Annotated in this window: 27 protein-coding genes; 11 read left to right on the forward strand and 16 right to left on the reverse strand. The window is 62.0% G+C overall.

Annotated elements, in window-relative coordinates; genetic code table 11:
- Positions 1 to 8: 8 nt before the first annotated feature.
- The 4 genes from GA829_RS23760 to GA829_RS23775 all read right to left on the reverse strand — a co-directional run bounded on the left by GA829_RS23760 (position 9) and on the right by GA829_RS23775 (position 3,329).
- Complete coding sequence (locus GA829_RS23760) at positions 9 to 1,274, reverse strand: cysteine desulfurase-like protein (RefSeq protein ID WP_195175040.1); 1,266 nt, start codon at positions 1,272 to 1,274, stop codon at positions 9 to 11.
- Positions 1,275 to 1,328: 54 nt separating this feature from the next.
- Positions 1,329 to 2,396, reverse strand: a complete 1,068-nt coding sequence (locus GA829_RS23765; protein ID WP_195175041.1) for an aldo/keto reductase — start codon at positions 2,394 to 2,396, stop codon at positions 1,329 to 1,331.
- 131 nt (positions 2,397 to 2,527) lie between these two features.
- Complete coding sequence (locus tag GA829_RS23770) at positions 2,528 to 3,040, reverse strand: hypothetical protein (protein WP_258051875.1); 513 nt, start codon at positions 3,038 to 3,040, stop codon at positions 2,528 to 2,530.
- Positions 3,041 to 3,125: 85 nt separating this feature from the next.
- On the reverse strand, positions 3,126 to 3,329 hold the full coding sequence (locus GA829_RS23775; RefSeq protein WP_210337687.1) for a hypothetical protein: 204 nt from the start codon (positions 3,327 to 3,329) through the stop codon (positions 3,126 to 3,128).
- 62 nt (positions 3,330 to 3,391) lie between these two features.
- On the opposite strand from GA829_RS23775, the gene GA829_RS23780 reads away from it, so the two are divergent.
- A complete protein-coding gene (locus GA829_RS23780) occupies positions 3,392 to 3,556 on the forward strand; it encodes a hypothetical protein (protein ID WP_195175043.1) in 165 nt (54 codons plus the stop codon).
- Between the two features lie 59 nt (positions 3,557 to 3,615).
- On the opposite strand, the gene GA829_RS23785 is transcribed toward GA829_RS23780, so the two are convergent.
- Positions 3,616 to 4,122 carry a DUF1993 domain-containing protein gene (locus GA829_RS23785; protein ID WP_195175044.1) on the reverse strand — a complete coding sequence of 169 codons (507 nt, stop codon included), beginning with the start codon at positions 4,120 to 4,122 and terminating at the stop codon, positions 3,616 to 3,618.
- Between the two features lie 137 nt (positions 4,123 to 4,259).
- Here GA829_RS23785 and GA829_RS23790 point away from each other — a divergent pair, with 137 nt between their 5' ends.
- Complete coding sequence (locus GA829_RS23790; RefSeq protein ID WP_195175045.1) at positions 4,260 to 5,309, forward strand: DUF1176 domain-containing protein; 1,050 nt, start codon at positions 4,260 to 4,262, stop codon at positions 5,307 to 5,309.
- A 21-nt stretch (positions 5,310 to 5,330) separates the two neighbouring features.
- On the opposite strand, the gene GA829_RS23795 is transcribed toward GA829_RS23790, so the two are convergent.
- From GA829_RS23795 to GA829_RS23825, 7 genes are read right to left on the reverse strand one after another with little or no spacing between them, the layout of a single operon-like run.
- The gene (locus GA829_RS23795) at positions 5,331 to 6,242 is read right to left on the reverse strand and encodes an alpha/beta hydrolase family protein (protein ID WP_195175046.1); all 912 of its coding nucleotides are present in this window, start codon (positions 6,240 to 6,242) and stop codon (positions 5,331 to 5,333) included.
- Positions 6,243 to 6,274: 32 nt separating this feature from the next.
- Positions 6,275 to 7,885, reverse strand: a complete 1,611-nt coding sequence (locus GA829_RS23800; RefSeq protein WP_195175047.1) for an NTP transferase domain-containing protein — start codon at positions 7,883 to 7,885, stop codon at positions 6,275 to 6,277.
- A complete protein-coding gene (locus GA829_RS23805; protein ID WP_195175048.1) occupies positions 7,882 to 8,586 on the reverse strand; it encodes an XdhC family protein in 705 nt (234 codons plus the stop codon). Before GA829_RS23805 ends, GA829_RS23800 begins: the two co-directional genes overlap by 4 nt.
- Positions 8,587 to 8,598: 12 nt before the next feature.
- Positions 8,599 to 8,937 carry an XdhC family protein gene (locus GA829_RS23810; protein ID WP_195175049.1) on the reverse strand — a complete coding sequence of 113 codons (339 nt, stop codon included), beginning with the start codon at positions 8,935 to 8,937 and terminating at the stop codon, positions 8,599 to 8,601.
- Between the two features lie 59 nt (positions 8,938 to 8,996).
- Entirely contained in the window at positions 8,997 to 10,247 is a 1,251-nt protein-coding gene (locus tag GA829_RS23815; protein ID WP_195175050.1) for a vWA domain-containing protein, read from the reverse strand.
- Positions 10,248 to 10,252: 5 nt separating this feature from the next.
- The gene (locus GA829_RS23820) at positions 10,253 to 11,182 is read right to left on the reverse strand and encodes an AAA family ATPase (RefSeq protein ID WP_195175051.1); all 930 of its coding nucleotides are present in this window, start codon (positions 11,180 to 11,182) and stop codon (positions 10,253 to 10,255) included.
- On the reverse strand, positions 11,179 to 11,706 hold the full coding sequence (locus GA829_RS23825) for a flavin reductase (RefSeq protein ID WP_195175052.1): 528 nt from the start codon (positions 11,704 to 11,706) through the stop codon (positions 11,179 to 11,181). Before GA829_RS23825 ends, GA829_RS23820 begins: the two co-directional genes overlap by 4 nt.
- 180 nt (positions 11,707 to 11,886) lie before the next feature.
- On the opposite strand from GA829_RS23825, the gene GA829_RS23830 reads away from it, so the two are divergent.
- Together GA829_RS23830 and GA829_RS23835 are read left to right on the forward strand one after the other, a co-directional pair.
- Positions 11,887 to 12,960 (forward strand): branched-chain amino acid ABC transporter substrate-binding protein, encoded by a 1,074-nt coding sequence (locus GA829_RS23830; protein WP_195179789.1) that lies wholly within the window; start codon positions 11,887 to 11,889, stop codon positions 12,958 to 12,960.
- A complete protein-coding gene (locus GA829_RS23835; RefSeq protein WP_195175053.1) occupies positions 12,960 to 13,985 on the forward strand; it encodes a P1 family peptidase in 1,026 nt (341 codons plus the stop codon). Before GA829_RS23830 ends, GA829_RS23835 begins: the two co-directional genes overlap by 1 nt.
- Before the next feature lie 12 nt (positions 13,986 to 13,997).
- Here the strand turns inward: GA829_RS23835 and GA829_RS23840 are convergent, their stop codons facing one another.
- Positions 13,998 to 14,252: a DUF2171 domain-containing protein gene (locus tag GA829_RS23840; RefSeq protein WP_195175054.1), complete on the reverse strand. Its 255-nt coding sequence runs from the start codon at positions 14,250 to 14,252 to the stop codon at positions 13,998 to 14,000.
- Positions 14,253 to 14,394: 142 nt separating this feature from the next.
- Between GA829_RS23840 and GA829_RS23845 the strand changes: the two genes are divergently transcribed.
- The 3 genes from GA829_RS23845 to purB all read left to right on the forward strand — a co-directional run bounded on the left by GA829_RS23845 (position 14,395) and on the right by purB (position 17,101).
- A complete protein-coding gene (locus tag GA829_RS23845) occupies positions 14,395 to 15,120 on the forward strand; it encodes a DUF2259 domain-containing protein (protein WP_195175055.1) in 726 nt (241 codons plus the stop codon).
- On the forward strand, positions 15,117 to 15,641 hold the full coding sequence (locus tag GA829_RS23850; protein ID WP_374940365.1) for a hypothetical protein: 525 nt from the start codon (positions 15,117 to 15,119) through the stop codon (positions 15,639 to 15,641). Before GA829_RS23845 ends, GA829_RS23850 begins: the two co-directional genes overlap by 4 nt.
- A gap of 158 nt (positions 15,642 to 15,799) precedes the next feature.
- On the forward strand, positions 15,800 to 17,101 hold the full coding sequence (gene purB, locus GA829_RS23855; protein ID WP_195175056.1) for an adenylosuccinate lyase: 1,302 nt from the start codon (positions 15,800 to 15,802) through the stop codon (positions 17,099 to 17,101).
- Positions 17,102 to 17,169: 68 nt separating this feature from the next.
- On the opposite strand, the gene GA829_RS23860 is transcribed toward purB, so the two are convergent.
- A complete protein-coding gene (locus GA829_RS23860) occupies positions 17,170 to 17,982 on the reverse strand; it encodes a VOC family protein (protein ID WP_195175057.1) in 813 nt (270 codons plus the stop codon).
- Positions 17,983 to 18,230: 248 nt separating this feature from the next.
- On the opposite strand from GA829_RS23860, the gene GA829_RS23865 reads away from it, so the two are divergent.
- A complete protein-coding gene (locus GA829_RS23865; protein WP_195175058.1) occupies positions 18,231 to 18,797 on the forward strand; it encodes an RBBP9/YdeN family alpha/beta hydrolase in 567 nt (188 codons plus the stop codon).
- Here GA829_RS23865 and GA829_RS23870 read toward each other — a convergent pair.
- On the reverse strand, positions 18,787 to 19,560 hold the full coding sequence (locus GA829_RS23870) for an HpcH/HpaI aldolase family protein (RefSeq protein ID WP_195175059.1): 774 nt from the start codon (positions 19,558 to 19,560) through the stop codon (positions 18,787 to 18,789). The two genes, GA829_RS23865 and GA829_RS23870, sit on opposite strands and share 11 nt — an antisense overlap.
- A 106-nt stretch (positions 19,561 to 19,666) precedes the next feature.
- The gene (locus tag GA829_RS23875; RefSeq protein ID WP_195175060.1) at positions 19,667 to 19,987 is read right to left on the reverse strand and encodes a DUF1476 domain-containing protein; all 321 of its coding nucleotides are present in this window, start codon (positions 19,985 to 19,987) and stop codon (positions 19,667 to 19,669) included.
- Positions 19,988 to 20,262: 275 nt separating this feature from the next.
- Between GA829_RS23875 and purC the strand changes: the two genes are divergently transcribed.
- From purC to purQ, 3 genes are read left to right on the forward strand one after another with little or no spacing between them, the layout of a single operon-like run.
- Positions 20,263 to 21,057, forward strand: a complete 795-nt coding sequence (gene purC / locus GA829_RS23880; protein WP_195175061.1) for a phosphoribosylaminoimidazolesuccinocarboxamide synthase — start codon at positions 20,263 to 20,265, stop codon at positions 21,055 to 21,057.
- Between the two features lie 39 nt (positions 21,058 to 21,096).
- Positions 21,097 to 21,339, forward strand: coding sequence for a phosphoribosylformylglycinamidine synthase subunit PurS (purS, locus tag GA829_RS23885; protein WP_195175062.1), 243 nt, complete (start codon positions 21,097 to 21,099; stop codon positions 21,337 to 21,339).
- Entirely contained in the window at positions 21,340 to 22,008 is a 669-nt protein-coding gene (gene purQ, locus GA829_RS23890; protein ID WP_195175063.1) for a phosphoribosylformylglycinamidine synthase subunit PurQ, read from the forward strand.
- Positions 22,009 to 22,062: the final 54 nt, after the last annotated feature.

The following is a 22,062-nucleotide window of genomic DNA, read 5'->3' on the forward strand; positions in this document are numbered from 1 at the left end:
AGGCCGCGTCAGGAACGCTCCTGCCGCAGCATGGCGATGACCCGATGCACGCTTTCCAGTGTCTCATCGATCTCGGCCGCCGTGTTGTAGTGGGCAATGCCGATGCGCACGACGCCGTGCTCAGGGGGAATCCCGAGTTGCTGGACGATCTCCCAGGCGTAGTTGTGGCCTGACCACAGGAAGATGTTTTCAGCATTCATCTGCCGCACGATCGAGTCTGGCACGATGCCCTCAACCGTGAAGGAGACGGTCGGCACGCGCTCGCCCACCCGCGCCGGATCGGTGATGCCGCGAATGGTCAGGGCCGAAATATCCGACAGGCCGTCGATCAATTGCTGTGCCAGCGCATTCTCATAGGCAATGGAAACCTCAAACGCCTTGGCTATCTTCCGGCGCCGCGAACCGCCCTCGCCGGCCGCCGCGCCCAGCTCCGCGAAATAGGCGACAGCAGCCGTCAGGCCGGCCATCAGTTCGATCTGCGGCGTGCCGAGTTCGAAGCGTTCCGGCAACCCGTTGGAGGAACACCGGCACTTGTACGGCTCCAGCGTCTCGATAACATCGCGCCGCCCCCACAAGATGCCCATATGCGGCCCGAAGAATTTATAGGCCGAGCAGATCAGGAAATCGCAGCCGAGGTCCTGCACATCGACGAGGCCATGCGGCGCGAATTGCACGGCGTCGACATAGACCAGCGCACCTGCGTCCTTGGCGATACGCGTCAGTGCCTTCACGCGGTTGATCGAGCCAGTCAGGTTGCTTGCATAATTCAGCGCCACGAGCCGCGTCTTCTCGTTGAGAAGTGCCGCCAGCGCTGTCTCCTCGACCTGCCAGCTCTGCTCGTCGAAAGGCAGCCAGCGCACCACAAGGCCAAGGTCCTCAGCCAATTGCAACCAGGGCGATACATTGCCCTCGTGGTCCATGCGGGTGAGGATGATCTCGTCGCCGGGCTGCATCCCGCGGCCGAGCGTGCGCGACATGTGATAGGTCATCGTCGTCATGTTGGCGCCGATGATGATCTCCTCAGGGCCGCTCGCTCCGAGGAAATCGGCCATCGCCAGATGCGCTTCGTCGACGACCGCCTGCGCGGCAATCGTGGTCTCGAAGTAGCCGCCGAGATTGGCGTTGGTTGTGAGCAGGGAGCGCGAAACCGCGTCGGCCACCATTTGCGGCACCTGCGTGCCAGCGGGATTGTCGAGATAGATGCGGCGCCGGCCCTTGTCGGCCAGGGAAAGCGCCGGGAATTTGGCCCGCACGGCCTCGATCTCGAATGACATGACTTCCCTCTTCGTAAATTCAAACAGCTCGTCTGGCGGCGCGGATCTGCCGGCTTATGGGCAAGGATTGCCGACCCGCTGGTGGATCGCGTCGACCGCCTTCTGCATCTCTTCAGTCCAGTAGACATCAACAGAATCAAGCGCCATTTCGAGCTGCCCGATGGTCGTCGCGCCAATGATGTTCGAGGTGACAAAGGGGCGGCTGGAGACATAGGCGTTGGCGAACAAGGCTGGCTCCAGACCAAACGAGCGCGCCAATTCGTTATAGGCAAGCAGCGCTTCGGCTGCATTGGGCGTCTCGTAACGCTGGCCACGGTTGAAGAGCTGCGAGCGGGACCCCTGCGGCCGCGCGCCGTGGTCGTATTTGCCGGTGAGGTAGCCCTGCGCCAGGGGCGAATAGGGCAGCAGCGACACCTGTTCGCGATCGCAGACCTCGGCGAGGTTCACCTCGAAGGTGCGGTTGACGAGATTATAGGCGTTCTGCAGCGAAACCACGCGTGGTCCCCCGCCCTTTTCGGCTTCGGCTAGAAACCGCATCACACCCCAGGAGTTCTCGTTCGACAGGCCGAGATGGCGGATCTTGCCCGCCTTCACCAACTCGTCGAACACCGCAAGCGTCTCGGCGATCGGCGTTTCATCCGTTGGCGCCCCGACGGAATCGGCGCGCCGGGCCGTCGTGCCGACGCGGGTCGGATTGGAGCCCCAGGGAATGTCCCGTTCCGGCCAATGGATCTGGTAGAGGTCGAGATAGTCCGTGCCGAGCTTGGTCAGCGACTTGTCGATGGCGTCGAAAATGTCGGCGCGCACCAGCTGCGACGGACGGTCGCCCCGAAACCAGGTGTTGGCGGTGCGGCCAACCACTTTCGAGGCGAGGATCACCTTGTCGCGGTTGCCTTTTGCCTTCATCCAGCTGCCGATGATCTTCTCGGTGCGGCCCTGGGTCTCTGCCTTGGGCGGGATCGGATAAAGCTCTGCGGTGTCGATGAAATTCACGCCTCGCGAAAAGGCCAGATCCATCTGCGCATGGCCTTCGGCCTCGGTGTTCTGCTGGCCCCAGGTCATCGAACCGAGGCAGATCTGGGAAACAAGAAGGTCGGTCCGACCGAGACGGCGTTTGTGCATGGGTTGTTGCTCCGACGGGAGTTTTGGCGCGGGCAGCGCTGAGCGGATGCCACAGCATACAGGACCGCGAGGACGGTCTCCAAGCCCATTAGCGCCCAGTAGCGGCTGGCTTCCTGCTATTTGGATGATTTCTAGCGCCGTGGCCCCGCCAGCGCGCGCCGCTTGGCCTCGTCGATCAGCATGTTGGCCACCTGCATGCGGATCATGGCGCGCTGGCGCAAATGCGGGGCAACCCGATCGGGATGGTTCGAAAAAGCAAAGCTGCGGCGCATGCGGCTGAAATCCGCGGCCGACTTGGAATTGTCGAGGCCGAGTTCGACAGCGATCGTTTCCGGATCGATCGGCGGCAGCTTTTCCTCAGGTCTTGGCTCTTCGCCGGCAAGCGCGAGCTTGGCATGATCGAGCAGCGCGGCGAACTCGGTTGCCAGATCCGCTCCTGCCTCACGATACTCGGTGGCGAAGCTGCTGCCTGACACCTTGATGCGGCCCGAATGGAGTTCGTCAGCCACGGAGAGGTAGTCGAACGGAATGGAGGGACGAGCAGCTGCGTCCTCGACCTTGTCGGATTCGACAAAGAGGTCGTCGAGCAACGACGCGAAGTCGCGTTTGGCCGCAGTGCCGATGTCAGCCTCCTCCTGTCTCAAACATGCGTATTCGAGAAATCCAACATAGAGCGGGCTCGTTAAAAATGAATGCCGTCGATCTTAACGAATTTAGCTGTCTGCCGGCCTAACGGGCAAGCTGGCTCGGCAAGCCGAACAAAAAGCCGGACTGCACTTTCATGCAGTCCGGAAATTCGCCAGGAGTGGCGAGGAAAAACCGGCCATGTGCCAGCGTTGAAGCATACGGTCGGCCCGCGCCAAGAGTTTCATCGCGAAAATGAAATGCGGCCAAAAAAATCAGCAGGACATAGCTGGCATGCGAATGCTGCACTGCACAATTGTCACGACTCACCTATATTGCGCGGTGTGGAGGACCAACCAGGAGCCTGAATTATGGGTTTCTTCACTGAAATGTTCGCCCGGCCAAGGCCGCAGGAACATCTGAGATACCGCGCGGCATTGGCTCTGCTGCATTCGATGAGCAATTCCGACCGCGCCGATATCGGCATCAAGCCCGCCGATTTTCCGCGCATCGCCCGCGAAATGTCCATTCGCTAGTCCCGAAGGCACCAGAGGTTTCCCGACAAGAGCCGGGGAACCCCAAGGGCCTGAGGACTTTAGCGCGCGCCCAGGAACGTCGCCTTGCCCAGCGGCACGCCAACGTGGCGCAAGATGTCGTAGGCCGTGGTCAGGTGGAAATAGAAATTGGGCATGGCCAGGTGCAGCAGATATTGCGTGCCGGGCATGGAGATTTCACGGCCACCCAGCTTCAGCTCGATCATCTTGTCGTCCGAACCGTCGATATCGGCGGCCGAGAATGTCGCGAGATGGGCGAGCGTCTTGGCGATGCGTGCTTCCAGGTCGGCAAAGCTCGCCTCGCTGTCGTCGTATTTCGGCACCTCGCGGCCAGCGAGGCGCGATGGCGCGCCTTTGGCATGGTCGGTGGCGATCTGTACCTGTCTTGTCAGTGCATACATGTCCGGCGCCAGCCGCGACGTCAAAAACACTTGAGGGTCGATCTTGCGGTCAAGCGCATTCTGTTCGGCGGTCGACAGCACAGTGGAAAGCGCTTTCAATCGAGCGGAAAACACAGGCACGGATGCCTCGTACATCGATATCGTCACGTGAATCTCCTATCCGGCTGGAGCGCCGACGGCAGGACGTAGCGCCTTCCCCGACGATTCTTCAAGCATGACGACAGTTGGCGTCACCGCGCCGCCGCAATCCTGATGGTAAAATCCGCCATCCGTGGAGATTCTCGATGAGACGTGCTCTTTTCGCAGCGGCTGCTTTCTTCTCCCTTGCCACGACAGGCCAGGCGGTACTCGCCGCCGAGGATACACCGGAGGCCCCTTATGTCGACGACAGGTCGAGCGCAGACGCTGTCGTCCGCTCACTTTACAGCGCCATCAACAGGCATGAATTCGCCCGCGCCTGGGACTATTTCGGCGACACCAAGCCGGCTAAGGATTTTGACAGTTTCGTCAAGGGTTATGACGGCACGAACAAGGTCGAAGTCGAAACCGGCGCCGTTTCCGATGAAGGTGCGGCCGGCAGCACTTTCTACAGCGTTCCCGTCGCCATCAAGGCGACAGACAAGGACGGTGGCGAAAAAGTCTTCGCCGGCTGCTACACGCTGCGCCAGGTCAATGCCCAGATTCAGGCACCACCCTTTAATCCGATCCACATCGAAAAGGGTGCGCTGAAACCTTCCACCGACGATTTCGAAAAGGCCGTGCCGCCAAGCTGCGGCGACGGGCCACCGCCGCCGAAGAAGGACACGGCACTGGAGCAGGCCAAGAAGGCCTTCCTGGCGACCTATGGCGGCCAATGCGACAAGCAATTCCTGGCCGATGAGCCCGAGGTCTTTTCAATTCACTACAAGGACAAGAATGCGGCTGCCGGCGATCCCGACAAGGAGACACGCCTGTTTCATTTCTCCTGCTCGGCCGCTGCCTATAACGAGAGCTCGATCTACTACATGACCGATGACGTGGACGGAGTACGGCAGTTGCAATTCGCTGAGCCGGAGACCGACATCCGCTACGAAAACAACGACAGCGACGGCAAACTGTTGAGTGTGACGGTGATCGGCTTCCGTACGACGGGCTGGGCCGTCAATTCCGACTATGATCAGGATGCCCACACGATCACAACGTTCAACAAGTGGCGCGGCGTCGGCGATGCCTCGGACTCCGGCACCTATCTGTTCCGCAACGGCGATTTCTCGCTGGTCCAGTACGACGTCGATGCATCCTATGATGGCGAGGAAAACCCGCAGACAATCGTCGATTACAACACAGCACCCTGATCCATACCCTTCGATCGCGCTCTACGGCGCCTTCGAAAGCATCCAGTTGAGCGTGCCGCGCCAGTCGGTCATGCGGATCGGCGTTCCGTGGGTGCCTGTCTCAAAGCGGACGAAACGCGTTGGGTAGGTTTTCGACTTGGCGACGATGGAGCGGAAGAAGGCTTCCTGCTTCTCCACCGCGAACACCGGGTCCTTGCTGCCTTGGCCAAAGAACACCGGCACGTGACGCTTGAAGGCCGGGCTTGAGAAGAAACTTTCGTCCCACAGCGAGCCGAGCAGCAAAAGTCCGCTGATGCGCGCGCCTGTATCCGTGCTGGAGGCAAGCTTCCAGCACAGGGCGCCGCCCATCGAACCGCAAGCGACAAAAATCTTCGCTCCGGGTGACTGTTCGGCATAGTGGTCGATCAGTGCCGCCACCTGCGCCGTGCCTTTGTCGCCGAAGTCAGGGAAATCCGGGCTGAGATAGAGGCCATTGTTGCCGGCCATCAAGTTCTTGATGCGGTTGAAATTGCCGCCGAAGGTGAAGTCGTCGACGCCTTGCTTGCGGCTACCGCCCTGCCCGTGCAGGTAGAGCACGATGATGCCGGCGCCTGTCGTGCTGCCGACCGCAATATGCCTGACGTCTCCGGCATCGGTTTTCAGCAGCAGGTCCTGCTGCACCTTGCGCACGCTGGTATCAGTATACTGGGCATGCACGCGGCGCTCAGGCACCTCGTCACGGGCATTGATGTCGCGCAGCTCCTGATAGTCGATGACCGTGTAGGCGCCATTGTTGCCGGACGATAGAGTTGCCGGATAGGCAAAGAGATCGTCTTTGAACGGTTTGAGCGAGAGCGCATCGGCACAGGCGATGCCACCAGCCAGCAGAAGCAGCAGGGCCGTGGAAAGCAGGGTCGGCAACACCGCGAACGGGTAGTGAATTCTGGAAATCATGCCGAAGCCTTGCGATTTTCGGCTTTGGTTTGTCAATCCTGCAGCACGCCGCCGGCGTCTTCCAGCGCCTCGCGGGTGTCGACATCGATGGCCGCTGCCTGGCCGATCTCGACATCGACGACGTCGAGCCCTTCAGCCTCGACCAGATGGCGGGCTCCGGTATCACCTTCGAGATGGGCGATCGCTGGAAAGAGCGAACGCGGCAGAAGCACTGGATTGCCGCGCTTGCCGTCATGCGAAGCGCGTACGACGGAGCGGCCGCCGGATTTCCGGAATGCCTCGACAAGCCTGTCGAGATCGTCGGACGAGACGCCCGGCATGTCGCCAAGGACGATCATCGCGCCGGCGACATCCCCTGGAAGCCTGGCAATGCCTGTTTTCAGCGACGAGGACAGGCCTTCGGCAAAATCCGGATTGTCGGCAAAGCTTACATCAAGGCCTGAAAGCGCCGCGCGTACCCGCTCGTGCTGATGGCCCGTTACAACGACGATCCCGGAGGCTTTCGATGCCAGCGCGCGCTCGGCGGCGCGGCGCACCAATGGCTTGGCATCGAACAGGGCGAGCAGCTTGTTGGGCCCGCCCATGCGGCTGGAGCGGCCTGCGGCGAGCAGCACAATGCCAACCTTCAGTTCGGCTCTTGCCGGCATGGGTTCACGCGGCTCTGGCCGTGTTGGGATCTCCATCAAAAGCCCGCCAACCCCCATGCCCGCGATATCCTTCGCCGTCACATCAAGGCCGGCGATGAGCCGGTCCAGAACCCAGTCGAAGCCATTCTCCTTGGGGCTGCGGGCACAGCCCGGCGCACCGATGACGCGCTTGCCGTCCAGCGTGCCGAGCACCAGCAGGTTGCCGGGGTCAACCGGCATGCCGGCGCGCACGACAGTGCCGCCGGCTCGTTCGATCGCGGCTGGAACGACATCGCCGAAATCGCTCATGGCGGAAGCGCCGAAAATCACCACCATGTCATTGTCACGCGCCAGCGCGGCGGCGGCCGCCGCCACCGGTTCGACTTCATGCGGCGTACGCCGTTCAGCCGTCAGCCTGCCGCCAGAGCGCGCCAGCCGCGCCTCGGTGACGCGCAGCGTCTTGTCCAGCACGCTCGGCTTGATGCCGGGCAACACCGTTTGGATGACCCCGACCCGCACCGAACGATAGGCATTGACGGCAAAAATCTCGCCGCCGGCGCAGATCGCCGTTACGCTGTCGACGAGGGCCGAGCCAACAGCGAAGGGAATGATCTTCACGGTCGCGACCATCTGATCCTGTTCGACCGGCGCGTGCTGCGCCAGCGTGGCGATGGTGATGGTCGGATCGACAGCGTTGATGGCGTTGATCATCGCCACATCGACAGTGAAGATGCCGGCAGCCTTGGCGTGGAGATTGACCCGGCCGGTCGCGGCGGGCTTCGCCTCGATGTTGCGATGAGCCATGCTCTCGGCGATTTTCTGGGCGGCGGCATCCTCGCCGAGGTCATCGCTTGCCAGAACCGCCGCGACAACCTGGGAAACGCCAGAAGCTCTTAGCAACGCAACATCAGCCGCGCTCAGCCTATGCGCCTTGCGGAACCGCCGTTCGCCGGCGGTGGTGGCATGCGCCAGCACAGCACCTTCCGCCGCCTCGATCGAGACCGGGCCGAATTTCACGCCGCTACGCCTTTTGATTCCAAGCCGCGCGAGCGAAAGGCGTGGATGACCTGCGCCAGCACGGCGACGGCAATCTCGGCTGGGCTCGCAGCGCCGATGTCGAGGCCGATGGGTGCATGGATGCGGGCGATCTGGTCCGCGGTCGCGCCCAGGGCCAGCAGCCGTTCGATGCGCTTGGCGTGCGTCTTGCGGCTTCCGAGCGCGCCGACATAAAAACAGTTCGCGTCAAGCGCAGCCTTCAGTGCGAAGTCATCGACCTTCGGATCATGGGTGACGGCGGCGAGTGCGGTATAGCTGTCGAGTGGTTGGCGCTTCAACACATCCTCGGGCCATTCGGCCTGCAGCGCGACATCAGGAAAACGGTCCGGTGTGGCAAAGGCCGTGCGCGGGTCAATAATTTCCACGGGGTAGCCTGATATCTTCGCCATCGGCGCCAGCGCCTGGCTGATATGCACGGCGCCGATCACCACCAGGCGCGGCTGCGGCAGATGCGCGTTGAGAAAGAAAGTGCGGCCCTCGGCTTCGACCACCCCCGAATTGCCAGTGCGGAACGCCTTGCCGATCGCGGCGCCAAGATCGCCCGCGACCTGATCACCTTCGCGGACGATGCGATCACGCCCGTCGCCAAGATCCGTGACCAGGATCGCCGCGCGGCGGGCGCGGCGTTCGGCATTGAGGGTTTTCAGGGCATAGGGGTCCATGGCCGCGCCGACCTAACCCAGTCTCTCGACATAGACCTTGATGCGGCCGCCGCAGGACAGCCCGACCTGCCAAGCTGTCTCATCGGCGACGCCGAATTCCAGCATCTTCGCCTTGCCGCTGTCGATCACGTCGATGGCCTCGGTCACGACAGCGCCTTCGACGCAACCGCCGGAGACCGAGCCATGGAAATTGCCTTCGGCATCGATGACCAGATGGCTGCCAACCGGACGTGGTGCCGAGCCCCAGGTCTCGACAACGGTAGCGATGGCGACATCCTTGCCGTCCTTCATCCAGCCTTCCGCGATGATCAGAGGATCGCGGGCCTCATCAAGGTAGACGCTGTTGTCCATGGCCGTTTCTCTCAAAGTCTGTTTTTCCCAGGGATAGATTGCCCAAGGGAAACATGTGGTTATGCAGCACGCCTGGCACCAGCTTCCATCCATCGCCTGGGGTCGACCGCGTGTGCCGGCTTCTTGTCGAGCGACGCGCAGAGATCGGCAAGCGCATCGAGATTGTGCACCGAGCGGAATTCGTCGACATGCGGCAGCATTGCCTTGACGCCCCGGGCGCGCGCCTCAAAGCCGTCGAAACGCAGCAAGGGGTTCAGCCATATCAGCCGGCGGCAGGATTTGTGCAGACGCTCCATCTCCTCGGACAGGCCGCCGACATCATCGCGCTCGAGCCCGTCGGTAATCAAAAGCACCACCGCGCCCTGACCCAGCACGCGACGCGACCATACAAGATTGAATTCGGCCAGCGTGTCGCCGATGCGGGTACCGCCCGACCAGTCCTTCACCGCCGCCGAACAGTCGGCAAGTGCGGCATCGGGATCGCGGTGGCGCATCTGCCGCGTCAGATTGGTCAGCCGCGTGCCGAAGACGAACGTATGCACATGACGGCGCTTCTCGGTAAGTGCATGCAGGAAGTGCAGGAAAATGCGCGTGTACTGGCTCATCGAGCCGGAAATGTCGGCCAGCACGACCAGCGGCGGATGGACCTCGCGCGGCGAACGGAACCTCGGCAGAATCAGTTCGCCGCCAGTGCGCGCGGCCATGCGCATCATGGCGCGAGGATCAATGCGGCGGCCATGCGCATCCGCCTTGAAGCGGCGCGTGCGAACCATATCGAAGGGCAGCCGCAACCGGGCAATCGCCTTCTGGGCCTCGGCCATCTCGGCGGCATTCATCTGGGCAAAATCCTTGCCGCGCAGCACCTCGTTGCCGGAGAAGGTGAAGCGGGCGTCGACTTCGATCTCGGGTATCTCCTGAACCGGCTGGTTCTTTTGATGGCCCTCGAACATCGCCTGGCTGACACGGTTTTCGGCGGCGCGGGGCTTCTGCTTCTCCCTGTTGTCGGGGGCCACTGGCGAAAACATCGCCAGCATCTTTTCGATCAACTCACGCGATTTCCAGAACAGCCGGAAGGCTTCGTCGAATGTCGGATGATCCTCGTGACGTGACACGAGCACGGCATGCAAGGTCCAGTAAAAGTCGTCGCGGGACCCTATGCCGGCGGCAAGAACTGCCTCGATGGCATCCTTGACCGAGGCCGGCCCGACCCGCATGCCGGATTTTCGCAATGCACGGGCGAAATAGACGATGTTGTCGGCGATGCGTCCGTCCGGCCTGGCTTCCCTGGGTTCGGGGCTCGGCGCTTTCATCGCCCCTACTCCGCCGCCGAAAGCTCGGCCTTCACCTCATTGAGGATGCGCCGGCCTTCGCCTTGTTCGATGCGGGCAATATCGTCCTGGTATTTCAAAAGCACGCCGATCGTGTCGGACACGGTTTCGGGATCGAGCGCCACCTTGTCGAGTTCAGTCAGCGCGCCGGCCCAGTCGATGGTCTCGGCGACACCCGGCACCTTGAACAGTTCGATCTGACGCAATTTCTGGATAAACGAAACCACTTCCGCCGAAAGCCGCTGGTTGGCCTGCGGCACCTTGCGGCGCACGATCTCCAACTCGCGTTCGGCATTGGGATAATCGACCCAGTGATAGAGGCAGCGCCGTTTCAGCGCGTCGTGGATTTCGCGGGTGCGGTTGGTGGTGATGATAACGATCGGCGGCTCTTCCGCCTTGATGGTACCGAGTTCGGGCACCGTCACCTGGAAGTCTGACAATATCTCCAGCAGGAAGGCCTCGAACGCCTCATCGGTGCGGTCAAGCTCGTCGATCAGGAAGACAGGCGCCGCTCCGGTCTTGCCGGTCAGCGCATCAAGCACCGGGCGGCGGATGAGGTATTTTTCGGAAAAGACATTGCGCTCCATGTCGGAACGATCGACCTTGCCAGCCGCCTCCTCCATGCGGATTTCGATCATCTGGGCGGCATAGTTCCACTCGTAGACGGCGGAGGAAACGTCGAGCCCTTCGTAGCATTGCAGGCGGATGAGCCGGCGGCCGAGCGCCCGCGCTAGAACCTTGGCGATTTCGGTCTTGCCGACACCCGCCTCGCCTTCGAGGAACAGCGGCCGCTTCATGCGCAGCGACAGGAACAGCACGGTCGCCAGCGACCGGTCCGCCACGTAGTCCGCGCCGGTCAGGAGATCGAGCGTCTCGTCGATCGTCCGCGGTGCGGCTCGCGGTTTCAGCTCGCTCATTCCTTCTCCGTGGACGCCTCGGCCCCGCTTTCCAGAATGTGGTAGCCGCGGGCGTGGTAGATCAACGGCCGCAAATTATCGCCCATCCGCAGGCCTGTCACCTTGCCAAAAAGCACACGATGCGTGGCCAGATCCTTGGTGTCGATCAGTTCGCAGTCGAACACCGCGAGCGCGCCTTTCAGCGTCGGCGCGCCGGTCGAGATGACATCCCACTCGCCAAGCGCGAAGCGCTCCTCAACCGGCAGGCCGGTGACGCCGGAAAAGCCGATCGACAAAGGCTCCTGGTGCGAAGCCAGGGTGTTCAAGGCGAATCTGCCGTTTTTCACGAACGGCTCGTTCTTGGGATTTTCGCGGTTCAGGCAAACCAGAATGGTCGGCGGCGTATCCGATACCGAACAGGCGGCAATCACCGTCGCGCCCCGCTTGCCGGCCGGGCCGTCGGTGGTGACCACGTGGACGTGGCCGGCAAAATGGCTCATCGCGTCGCGATAGGCCTGCGGCCCAATGTCGTTCTTCTTCAGCACCGGATATTTTCCACAGCCAGAACCCAATCGGTATATATGGCCACATATCGCCTGCCACAAGCGAAGTGCTTGACATGCATCCTGAAATTCGCGTGTTGCACCAAGCGCGGGCAGCCTTTAGGTCTTTGCAGGATATGATGCCGGACCGAGATGGCCGGCACGGAGGAATTCTTCGCCCGAATGCGCTCCAAGGCAACAATATCCGCTGCTCTGGTCTGGCTGTTTCTGGCCGGCAGCGCCAACGCCCAGACGCTTTTGGTCGGCGTCGCGGCTCCCTTGTCGGGACCATCGGCGCTCCTCGGCAAGCAGATCGAAACGGGCAGCGGATTTGCCGCCGAGGCCAACGGCATAGAGCTCAAAACCGTCGATGACGCCTGCAGTGCCGATGGCGGTGCGGCGGCGGCCCGGGAATTCGCGGCGGCCAAGGTCACTATCGTTGTCGGCTTTCTTTGCACCGATGCGATCGAGGCTGCACTGCCGATCCTGAAGGATGCCAACATTCCGGTGATCACCGTTGGCGTGCGCACCGAAAGCCTGACCGACCGGCGCGCCAAGACCGGCTGGCCGGTCTATCGGCTCGGGCCGCGCGGCGACGACGAGCGCAACGCGGTGGCCACCACACTAACCCGGCTTTGGCAGAATGAGCTGTTCGCCATCATCGATGACGGCACCATCTATGGCCGGGAATTGGCCGAGACATTCCGCGCTGCCGCCGAGCAAGCAGCGCTGAAGCCGGTGTTCGTCGACACGTTCCGTCCACAGCTCGACAACCAGATCGGCCTGATCGGCCGGTTGAAGAAAGCCGGCGCGACGCATGTCTTTGCCGGCGGCGACGGTGACGACATCGCTATCATGGGCCGAGATGCCGGCCAGTTGAATGCCGGCATGACTATTGCCGGCGGCGAAAACCTGCGCACGCCCGCCGGCGATGTACCCTATGCAACGGGGACGCTGATGATCGCACCGCCCGAATGGGCCGATGCCGCCGATCGGAAGCTGTTGGATAGCTTTGCCGCCCAAAAGATCGTGCCGGACGGCTACACACTGCCCGCATACGCGGCGATCGAGATCGCCAAGGCTGCGTCGGCGGCGGGGGAAACTTCGGGCAAGCCCTTGGCCGATCTGCTCACCGCTCACGATTTCAGCACGGCGATCGGGCCGATCCGCTTTGATGAAAAAGGCGACCTGACCGAGAATCCGTATCGCGTCTTCCGCTTCGACGGGGCGCGTTTCGTGCCTTTGGAAAGCAATTGATGTTCCGCACGGGTCCGCGCAACCTGATCACCGATGTCGCCGGCCTGCGCGTCGGCAACAGTGCTGATCCCAAGCTGAAGTCCGGGGTCACCGTTGTTCTTTGCGATGAACCGGCGGTGGCCGGAGTCCAGATCCTGGGAGGTGCACCCGGCACGCGCGAAACCGACCTGCTCGAGCCGCACAATTCGATAGCGAGCATCCACGCCGTGGTGCTTTCAGGCGGTTCGGCTTTCGGCCTGGACGCCGCATCCGGTGTCCAGGCGGCCTTGCGCGAAAACGGCATAGGCTTTGAGGTCGGCGGCTTTCGAGTGCCGATCGTCCCGGCCGCGATCCTGTTCGACCTGCGCAATGGCGGCGACAAGGATTGGGGCCGTTATCCGCCCTATCGCGATCTCGGCTACGAGGCCGCTCAAGCAGCAACCAGCGATTTCGCGCTAGGCACGATCGGGGCCGGCACCGGCGCGCTGACCTCGGGGCTGAAAGGCGGGCTCGGCTCGGCCTCAACCATGCTCGGCAGCGGCGTCACCATCGGCGCGCTCGCCGCCGTCAACCCGACCGGCTCGGTGACCGTGGGCCGTTCGCAATATTTCTGGGCCGCGCCGTTCGAGATCGGCGATGAGTTCGGCGGGCGCGGCTACCCCTCGCCAATGCCGGACGACGCAAAACAGATTCTGCTGAAATACCGCGACAAGCGCGTCGGGCAGGCTGCCGGCGAAGGTGGCAACACCACAATCGCGGTCATCGCCACTGACGCAGTCCTCACCAAGGCCGCCGCGAAACGCCTTGCGATGGCCGCTCATGATGGTTTTGTTCGCGCCATCTGGCCAACGCATACGCCAGCCGATGGCGATCTGGTATTCGCGCTGGCCACGGGCAAGAGCGGCATCGAGCTATCCGCCGACAACGCCATCGACCTCTATGCCGCAGCCGGCGCCACCATGGCGCGCGCCATCAGCCGGGGTGTTTACGCGGCAACGCCAGCCGAAAAGGATCTGTTTCCGGTCTGGTCGTCGCGTTTGCGATAAATCGGCAGGCCGTCAGACCGGATCGGACTTCTCTTCCTCGAACGTTACCGCGACATCGGAATTCGCCGATAGCCACACTTTCTTGCCATCGACCTCGGCGACAAGGCTGAGCGGAATGTAGTGGTGGTGGCCCTTATGGGCGCCCTCGCCGCTGTCCGCCTTGGTCAGCTTGATCCTTTTGCCGTCGACTTTGTCGACAGTGCCGACATGAACGCCGTCGGCGCCGACGACTTCCATGTGTTCACGAATTTTGCTGGTGTCGGTCATGATGGTTCTCCATTGAGACTTGCCGACAATAACTAGCGGGGCGCCGATTGGATGCATCGCATTTGCATTACCGGACAGCGCGACGTGCCGCGTGTCTCGTGATAGGGGAATTGCCGGACATTGTTTGCCTTGGCGGGACCCCATGCGATTCCTTTTTCTGTTAGCCATTTCCTTGCTTGCCCAGTTTTCCACGCCGCTTGCCGCTCATGCCGGCGATGTCGCGGAGCTGGAAATACTCGGCTTCAGCAAGGACGGCGGCGTGTTCGCCTTCGAGGAATATGGCGTGCAAGACGGGTCGGGATTCCCCTACGCCAACCGCTATTACATCGACACCAGTGACGACAGTTTTCTGAAGGGAACACCGATCCGGGTCCAGATCGAAGATGAAGCCGCCACACTCGAAGCGGCGCGCCTCCAGGCCCGGCAGAAGGGTGAAGCGATCGTCAAGCAGGCTGAGTTGACTTCTAACAAGGGGATCACCGCCGGCTTTAACCCGGTGACCGAGCTTTCCGCCGATCCGCACCGGATCGTGGTCAATCCGCGCCCGATCTTCTCACCGGTCGACCAGCCGCTGGAGTTTCGCCTCGACGAACTCGGCATGAACAACACGGCGGGTTGCGAGAGCCAGGGCGAGATCAACGGCTTTCGGCTGTTGCGCATCGAGGCGCAGGATGGCGGCACGACCAAGCTTCTGCATGAGGACAAGTCGATTCCCAAGAGCCGGGGTTGCCCCAACGGCTACCGCATTGGGGCGGTGCAGACATTCTCCATGGACAGCCTCAGTGCCTATGCCGTGTTGATCGCGGTGCGCCAATATGGCTTCGAAGGCCCGGACTTCCGCTGGATCGCGGTGACCGGCCGCCTGTGACACCTTTTGCTCAGCCCACCGGACGCAACCGCGCCCTGACACGTCTCCACCGTTCCTTGCCGACACCGCGCGTCGCACTTGTCGGCGCGCTGCTGTGGGCGGCGGCGATGGGCGCGAGCGCGCTCGTCAATCTGTGGTCGGATGCCTGGGAGACGCCGGAAAAGATCCGCTTCGTGTCGCTGCTTTATGCAGCCGGCGGCGCGCTGGGTTTCCCGGCAGGCCTGTATCTGGCTCGCCTGGTGTCGCTCGGCCGGCAATGGGAGGTTGCCCTGGCGGCGGCGTTTGTCTGCCTGCTTGCCGCCACGCTCGCGTTCACCGGCGGGCTCTTTGCCTTGCAATACCGGTCCTACTACGCCGAATGGCATGCGCCTGCTTTCACCCCGACCTGGGGCTTCCAGCTCGTGTTTACGACGCTGACGGCGCTCTACCAATTCGTGGTGCTGGGCATCAGGCTCTATTTTCCATTGGGTTTCGCTGCCCTGGCGGTCGCCAGCGTCTGGTTTGCGCGCCAGCAACGTTGAGCATTTTGCTCGCCTCTGTTAGGACGCGGGCTAACCTGGAGCGGTTCAATGTCTCAGAGAATCGCCGACCCGCTCCAACTTTCTCTTTTTCGCAATTCCGGACGGAAAACCGCTGCGCACTTTTCCTGGAATTGCTCTAGACACATCAGGACTGACCGATGATCCCTCGCTATTCCCGACCGGAAATGGTCGCCATCTGGTCGCCGGAAACCCGGTTCCGCATCTGGTTCGAAATCGAGGCCTATGCCTGCGACGCGCTGGCCGAGCTAGGCGTCATCCCGAAAGAGGCCGCGAAGACCATCTGGGAAAAGGGCGGCGCGGCGAAATTCGACGTCGAGGCCATCGACGAGATCGAGCGCGTCACCAAGCACGATGTCATCGCCTTCCTGACCCATCTCGCCGAATTCGTCGGACCCGACGCCCGTTTCATCCACCAGGGCATGACATCGTCCGATGTTCTCGACACCTGCTTTGCCGTGCAGCTGACACGTGCCAGCGACATCCTGCTTGCTGATATCGACGGGCTGCTCGCAGCGCTGAAGCGCCGGGCTTTCGAGCACAAGGACACCGTCACCATTGGCCGCAGCCACGGCATCCATGCCGAGCCGACGACCTTCGGCGTCAAGCTGGCGCAGGCCTATGCCGAGTTCTCACGCTGCCGCGAGCGGCTGGTGCATGCCCGCGAGGACATCGCGACCTGCGCCATTTCAGGCGCGGTCGGCACTTTCGCCAACATCGACCCCTATGTCGAAGAGCATGTCGCGGCCAAGCTTGGACTGAAGCCGGAGCCGGTGTCGACGCAGGTGATCCCGCGCGACCGTCACGCTATGTTCTTCGCCACGCTCGGCGTCATCGCCTCGTCGATCGAGCGGCTGTCGATCGAGGTCCGCCACCTGCAGCGCACCGAAGTGCTGGAGGCGGAAGAGTATTTTTCGCCTGGGCAGAAAGGCTCGTCGGCAATGCCGCACAAGCGCAACCCGGTGCTGACCGAAAACCTCACCGGCCTTGCCCGCATGGTGCGCGCCTTCGCGCTGCCGGCGATGGAGAATGTGGCGCTCTGGCATGAGCGCGACATCTCGCATTCATCGGTCGAGCGCATGATTGGACCGGACGCGACGGTGACGCTCGATTTCGCGTTGTCGCGGCTGACCAGCGTTATCGACAAGCTGCTCGTCTATCCCGACAACATGCTGAAGAACATGAACAAGTTCCGTGGCCTGGTGCATTCGCAGCGCGTCATGCTGGCGCTGACCCAGGCCGGCCTTTCGCGCGAGGATTCCTACCGGCTGGTGCAGCGCAACGCCATGAAAGTGTGGGAGCAAGGCGCTGATTTTCTTGAGGAACTTCTCGCCGACAAGGAAGTAACCACTGCCTTGCCGGAGGCCGAGATTCGCGAGAAATTCGACCTTGGCTATCACACCAAGCATGTCGACACGATCTTCAAGCGCGTGTTTGGCTAAGGGCTTTCCTTCTCCCCGTTATCATACGGGGAGAAGGAAGCTGTGGCGGAGCGTTTCGCCAAATACCGTCACGCTTTGCCGGGAACGGTCCTTATCACCGTCCCCCAAGGGTCTTCGCGCGTCACGGCGCTTTTCACATTGTCCGAACGCATCTCGACCCAGGCCAAACCAGAACGGCTGGCATCGCGGCGGCCGGCGCCCGGGCTCTGCCAGGCATTGGCGCCGATGTGGTGGTGATAGCCGCCGGACGACAGGAACACCGCCTGGCCGCCGTATTTCGCCACCGTGTCGAAGCCGAATTCCTGGTTCCACCAGGTTTCCGCATCTTCCGGCCTGCCAACACGCAGATGGACGTGGCCGACAATGCTGTTTTCCGGCGCGCCTTGCCAGCCGGCGTCGCCTGCCGGCACTTCGCCGACGACGGACGGGATGTTCAGCCGTTCGGTGGCCATGGCAATCTTGTCGCCATTCCATGTCCAGTCCTGAGGGCGGCGATCAGCATAAATCTCGATACCATTGCCTTCCGGATCGGTCAGGTAAAGCGCCTCGCTGACCAGATGGTCGGATGCGCCGTCGATGCTGATCTTGCTGGCGATGGCGTGGTTGATCCAGCGGCCGAGATCGGCGCGGCTGGGCAGCAGGAACGCGGTATGGAACAGGCCGGCGCTGCGCGGATCGTCAGGCTTTGCCGACGCATCCGGTTCAAGGACGAGCAGCGGGCGGTTGGCGGCCCCAAGCGTGATCGCGCCGTCGGCGCGGCTCAATTCCTGCAAGCCAACGACCTTGCGGTAGTATTCAGCGAGGCTTTCGGCGTCACGCGCCTTCAGCCCGACGCGGGCAACGCTGACGGGAGTGGTGGCGGCAAAAGGCAATTCAGACATAAAATGCTCCGTTCGGCCGGCCTGCGGTGAAACTCCCAAGGCAAGGAGCCCCGCGCCGCCAATCATTGTACGTCGTGTCAGATCCAAAATCAGGTTTTCCTACACGGCTGTTTCTTTTCCTCACGACAGATCGTCCATCGCCATCGTTCACACAAGACGCCAAGAAGCGAACATCGTGTTCACAATTGCGATCAAGAGCGCCAATCCTGCCCGTTGCATGAAGCGACGCCGCTCGCTATTTCAGCGCTATGAAGGTCAAAGACGCAGATATCCTCATCGTACCGGGCTACACCAATTCCGCGCCCGAGCATTGGCAAAGCCGCTGGCAGTCGAAACTGTCGACGGCGCGCCGTGTCGAACAGACGGAATGGTCGAAGCCGGTGCGCGAGGACTGGACGGCGAACGTGGCGAACGCCGTCAACGAGGCCGAGCGGCCTGTGGTCATCGTTGCCCATTCGCTTGGTGTCGCCGCCGCGGTCCAAGCCATTCCGCAGTTCAAGAAGCCTGTCGCCGGCGCCTTCTTCGTGGCGCCGCCCGATGTCGCCAATCCCAAGATCAAGCCCAGGCACCTGATGACGTTCGGCCCCTACCCGCGCGAGCCGCTGCCTTTTCCGTCGATCGTGATCGCCAGCCGCAATGACCCGTTCTGCGCCTTCGATGTCGCCGAGGACATTGCCGGAGCCTGGGGCTCATTGTTCATCGACGCCGGCGAAGCCGGTCACCTCAACGCGGATTCCGGCTTCGGCCCGTGGCCCGAGGGATCGATGACCTTCGCCAAATTTTTGACCGATCTGAAGGCCGAACCTAGCCCTTGATCGAATCGTTCATGCTCTTGAGCAGGGTTTTGGCGCCCAGTCCGATCAGCGCATGTTCGGAACCCATGGCCAGCAGCCGGTAGCCCATGGCCACGACGCGGCCAGCAATGGCGGGTTCGATGACATAGATCGCCGCGTGCTTGCCGGCCTTGCGGGTGCGCTCGGCAATCGAAGCAACGGTCTCCATCATGCTTTCCAGCGTCGAATTCACCGTCGCGCCATTGCTCCACGCAATCGAGAAATCCGACGGCCCAAGGAAGATGCCGTCGATGCCTGGCGTGTCGAGAATGCCGTCGAGCGCATCAAGGGCGGCGCGGGTTTCGACCATGGCGAAGGCCATGGTGCGCTGGTTGGTGTCACGCAGCCATTCAGCCTGGTCACCCTTGCCATGCCTGGGGAAAGCGTAGGTTGGCCCCCAGGAGCGTTCGCCCATTGGCGGATATTTCATCGCGGCGGCGAACAGCCTGGCATCCGCCACTGAATTGACCATCGGCGCGATCACCGCCTCGGCGCCAAAATCGAGCGCGCGGCTGGCCATGTCGAAACGTCCGACCGGAATGCGGACCAGCGCCGGCTTGTTGGCGGCGAGTATCGGCGCCAGGCCGCGCAAGACGCTGTCCTCATGATGGCCGCCGTGCTGCATGTCGAGCGTGACCGCGTCGAACCCCTGTTTGGCGACGATTTCGACGGTCAGGGCATCCGGCACACCGGACCAGGCGGTGAACAGCGTTTCATCGGCAGCGAGGCGGGACTTCAGGGACATGGACACTTTCCTTGTTAACAATCGCAGTTTCGCCCGGAAACGACGGCAAAGGCAAAGAAAAACCGCCCGGATAGGCCGGGCGGTCGATTGGTCCAGTGTGGCTGGATCAGGTGTTCTTGATCTGCTCGATCGCCTGCGCCATCATCTCGTCCATGGTGCGGCGGATCTGATGGTCGGACTGATCGACACCGGCAGCGTCGAAATCCTTGCGGATCTTGCGGAAAACGTCGTGGTCGCCAGCTTCCTCGATATCGGAAATGACCACTTCCTTGGCATAGGAATCCGCATCGGCGCCGGTCTTGCCAAGCTTTTCAGCGGCCCACAGGCCAAGCGTCTTGTTGCGGCGCGCGGAGGCCTTGAACCGAAGCTCCTCGTCGAATGCGAACTTGCGCTCAAAGCCTTCTTCGCGATCCTTCATGCTGCTCATGGCAATCCCTCCGGTGAAAATCGATTCGCTGGTGATGGTCTATATGTGGTGGCCAAGCACAAACCAAAAGGCCGCTGGCCGGTCAATACGCTTCATCATTTGCTGCGCTGCGGCATTTCGGTCCTGAAAGCGGTTGATTGGAAGGATTTGCCGATTGAGCAAACGATGCGATTGGGATAGACCCGGCATTGAACCATACCGTCAGCATACTATTTTAGGGCGATGGACAGGAATTGGTCGCTTGCCGCCTGCCCCGAAATCCAGAGAAAAATAAGATGAAAAATCGCCGCCGCATTTATGAAGGCAAGGCCAAGATCCTCTATGAGGGACCCGAGCCCGGTACGCTGATCCAGTTTTTCAAGGACGACGCGACCGCCTTCAACAACAAGAAGCACGAGATTGTCGACGGCAAGGGCGTGCTCAACAACCGTATTTCCGAGCACATCTTCAACCATCTCAACCGGATGGGTATCCCGACCCACTTCATCCGCCGGCTCAACATGCGCGAGCAGCTGATCAAGGAAGTCGAGATCATCCCGCTCGAAGTGGTGGTGCGCAATGTCGCCGCCGGCTCGCTGTCCAAGCGCCTCGGCATCGAGGAAGGCACCGTGCTGCCGCGCTCGATCATCGAATTCTATTACAAAGCCGATGCGCTTGATGATCCGATGGTATCGGAAGAGCACATCACTGCGTTCGGCTGGGCCAGCCCGCAGGAAATCGACGACGTCATGGCGCTCGCCATCCGCGTCAACGACTTTCTCTCCGGCCTGTTCATGGGCGTCGGCATCCAGCTCGTCGATTTCAAGATCGAATGCGGCCGGCTGTTCGAGGGCGACATGATGCGTATCGTGGTCGCCGACGAGATTTCGCCGGACTCCTGCCGCCTGTGGGACGTCGCGACCCAGGACAAGCTCGACAAGGACCGTTTCCGCCGCGACATGGGCGGACTGGTCGAAGCCTACCAGGAAGTCGCCCGCCGCCTTGGTATCATGAACGAGAACGAGCCGCCGCGCCCGACCGGCCCGGTGCTCGTGGCCTCGACCGACGGCCTCAAAGGCAAGCCGCACTGATATTCTAGCGCACGATACCAAAACAGGAGCACGTCCAGCGTGATCAAGGCCCGCATTACCGTCACCCTCAAGAACGGCGTGCTCGACCCGCAAGGTAAGGCGATAGAACATGCACTGTCTGGCCTTGGGTTTGGCGGCGTCGGCCTGGTGCGGCAGGGCAAGGTGTTCGACGTCGAGCTTTCGGACACCGACAAGGCCAAGGCCGAGGCGGACCTGAAGGCCATGTGCGACAAGCTGCTGGCCAATACGGTGATCGAGAATTACGCGGTGGAGATCGCTTAGGTGAAATCCGCCGTCGTCCTCCTGCCCGGCCTCAATCGTGACCGTGACATGATCGCGGCGCTGACGAAAATCTCAGGAAAGCCGCCGGTCACAGTCTGGCAGACCGACACCGAAATTCCCGATGTCGACCTGATCACCATTCCTGGCGGCTTTTCCTTTGGCGATTATCTGCGCTGCGGCGCGATAGCCGCGCGCATGCCTGTCATGCGGGCGGTTGCCGAGAAGGCAGCCAAGGGCGTGATGGTCATCGGCGTCTGCAACGGCTTCCAGATCCTGGTCGAGGCCGGCCTGCTGCCGGGGGCGCTGATGCGCAACACCTCGCTGAAATTCGTCTGCCGGCAGGTCAAGCTGCAGATCACCAACGCCAACACCATGTTCACCCGCCGCTATCAGCCAGGCCAGATCATCCGCTCGCCGGTGGCGCATCACGACGGCAACTATTTCGCCGATGCGCAGACGCTTGGCCGGCTCGAAGGCGAAGGCCAGGTTGTGTTCCGCTATGCGGAAGGCACCAACCCCAACGGTTCGATCAACGACATCGCCGGCATCATCAACAGCCAGGGCAATGTGCTGGGATTGATGCCGCATCCGGAAAACCTGATTGAAGCGGCGCATGGCGGCAGCGACGGGCGCGGCCTGTTCGAAAGCGCGCTGGGCATCGCAGCTTGAAATTTGTCGACGGGACTACAGCAGAACTGAATGGACTTTAGATCCATCACATAG

Origin of the sequence: Mesorhizobium sp. INR15 (assembly GCF_015500075.1) — a bacterium.
GTDB lineage: Bacteria > Pseudomonadota > Alphaproteobacteria > Rhizobiales > Rhizobiaceae > Mesorhizobium.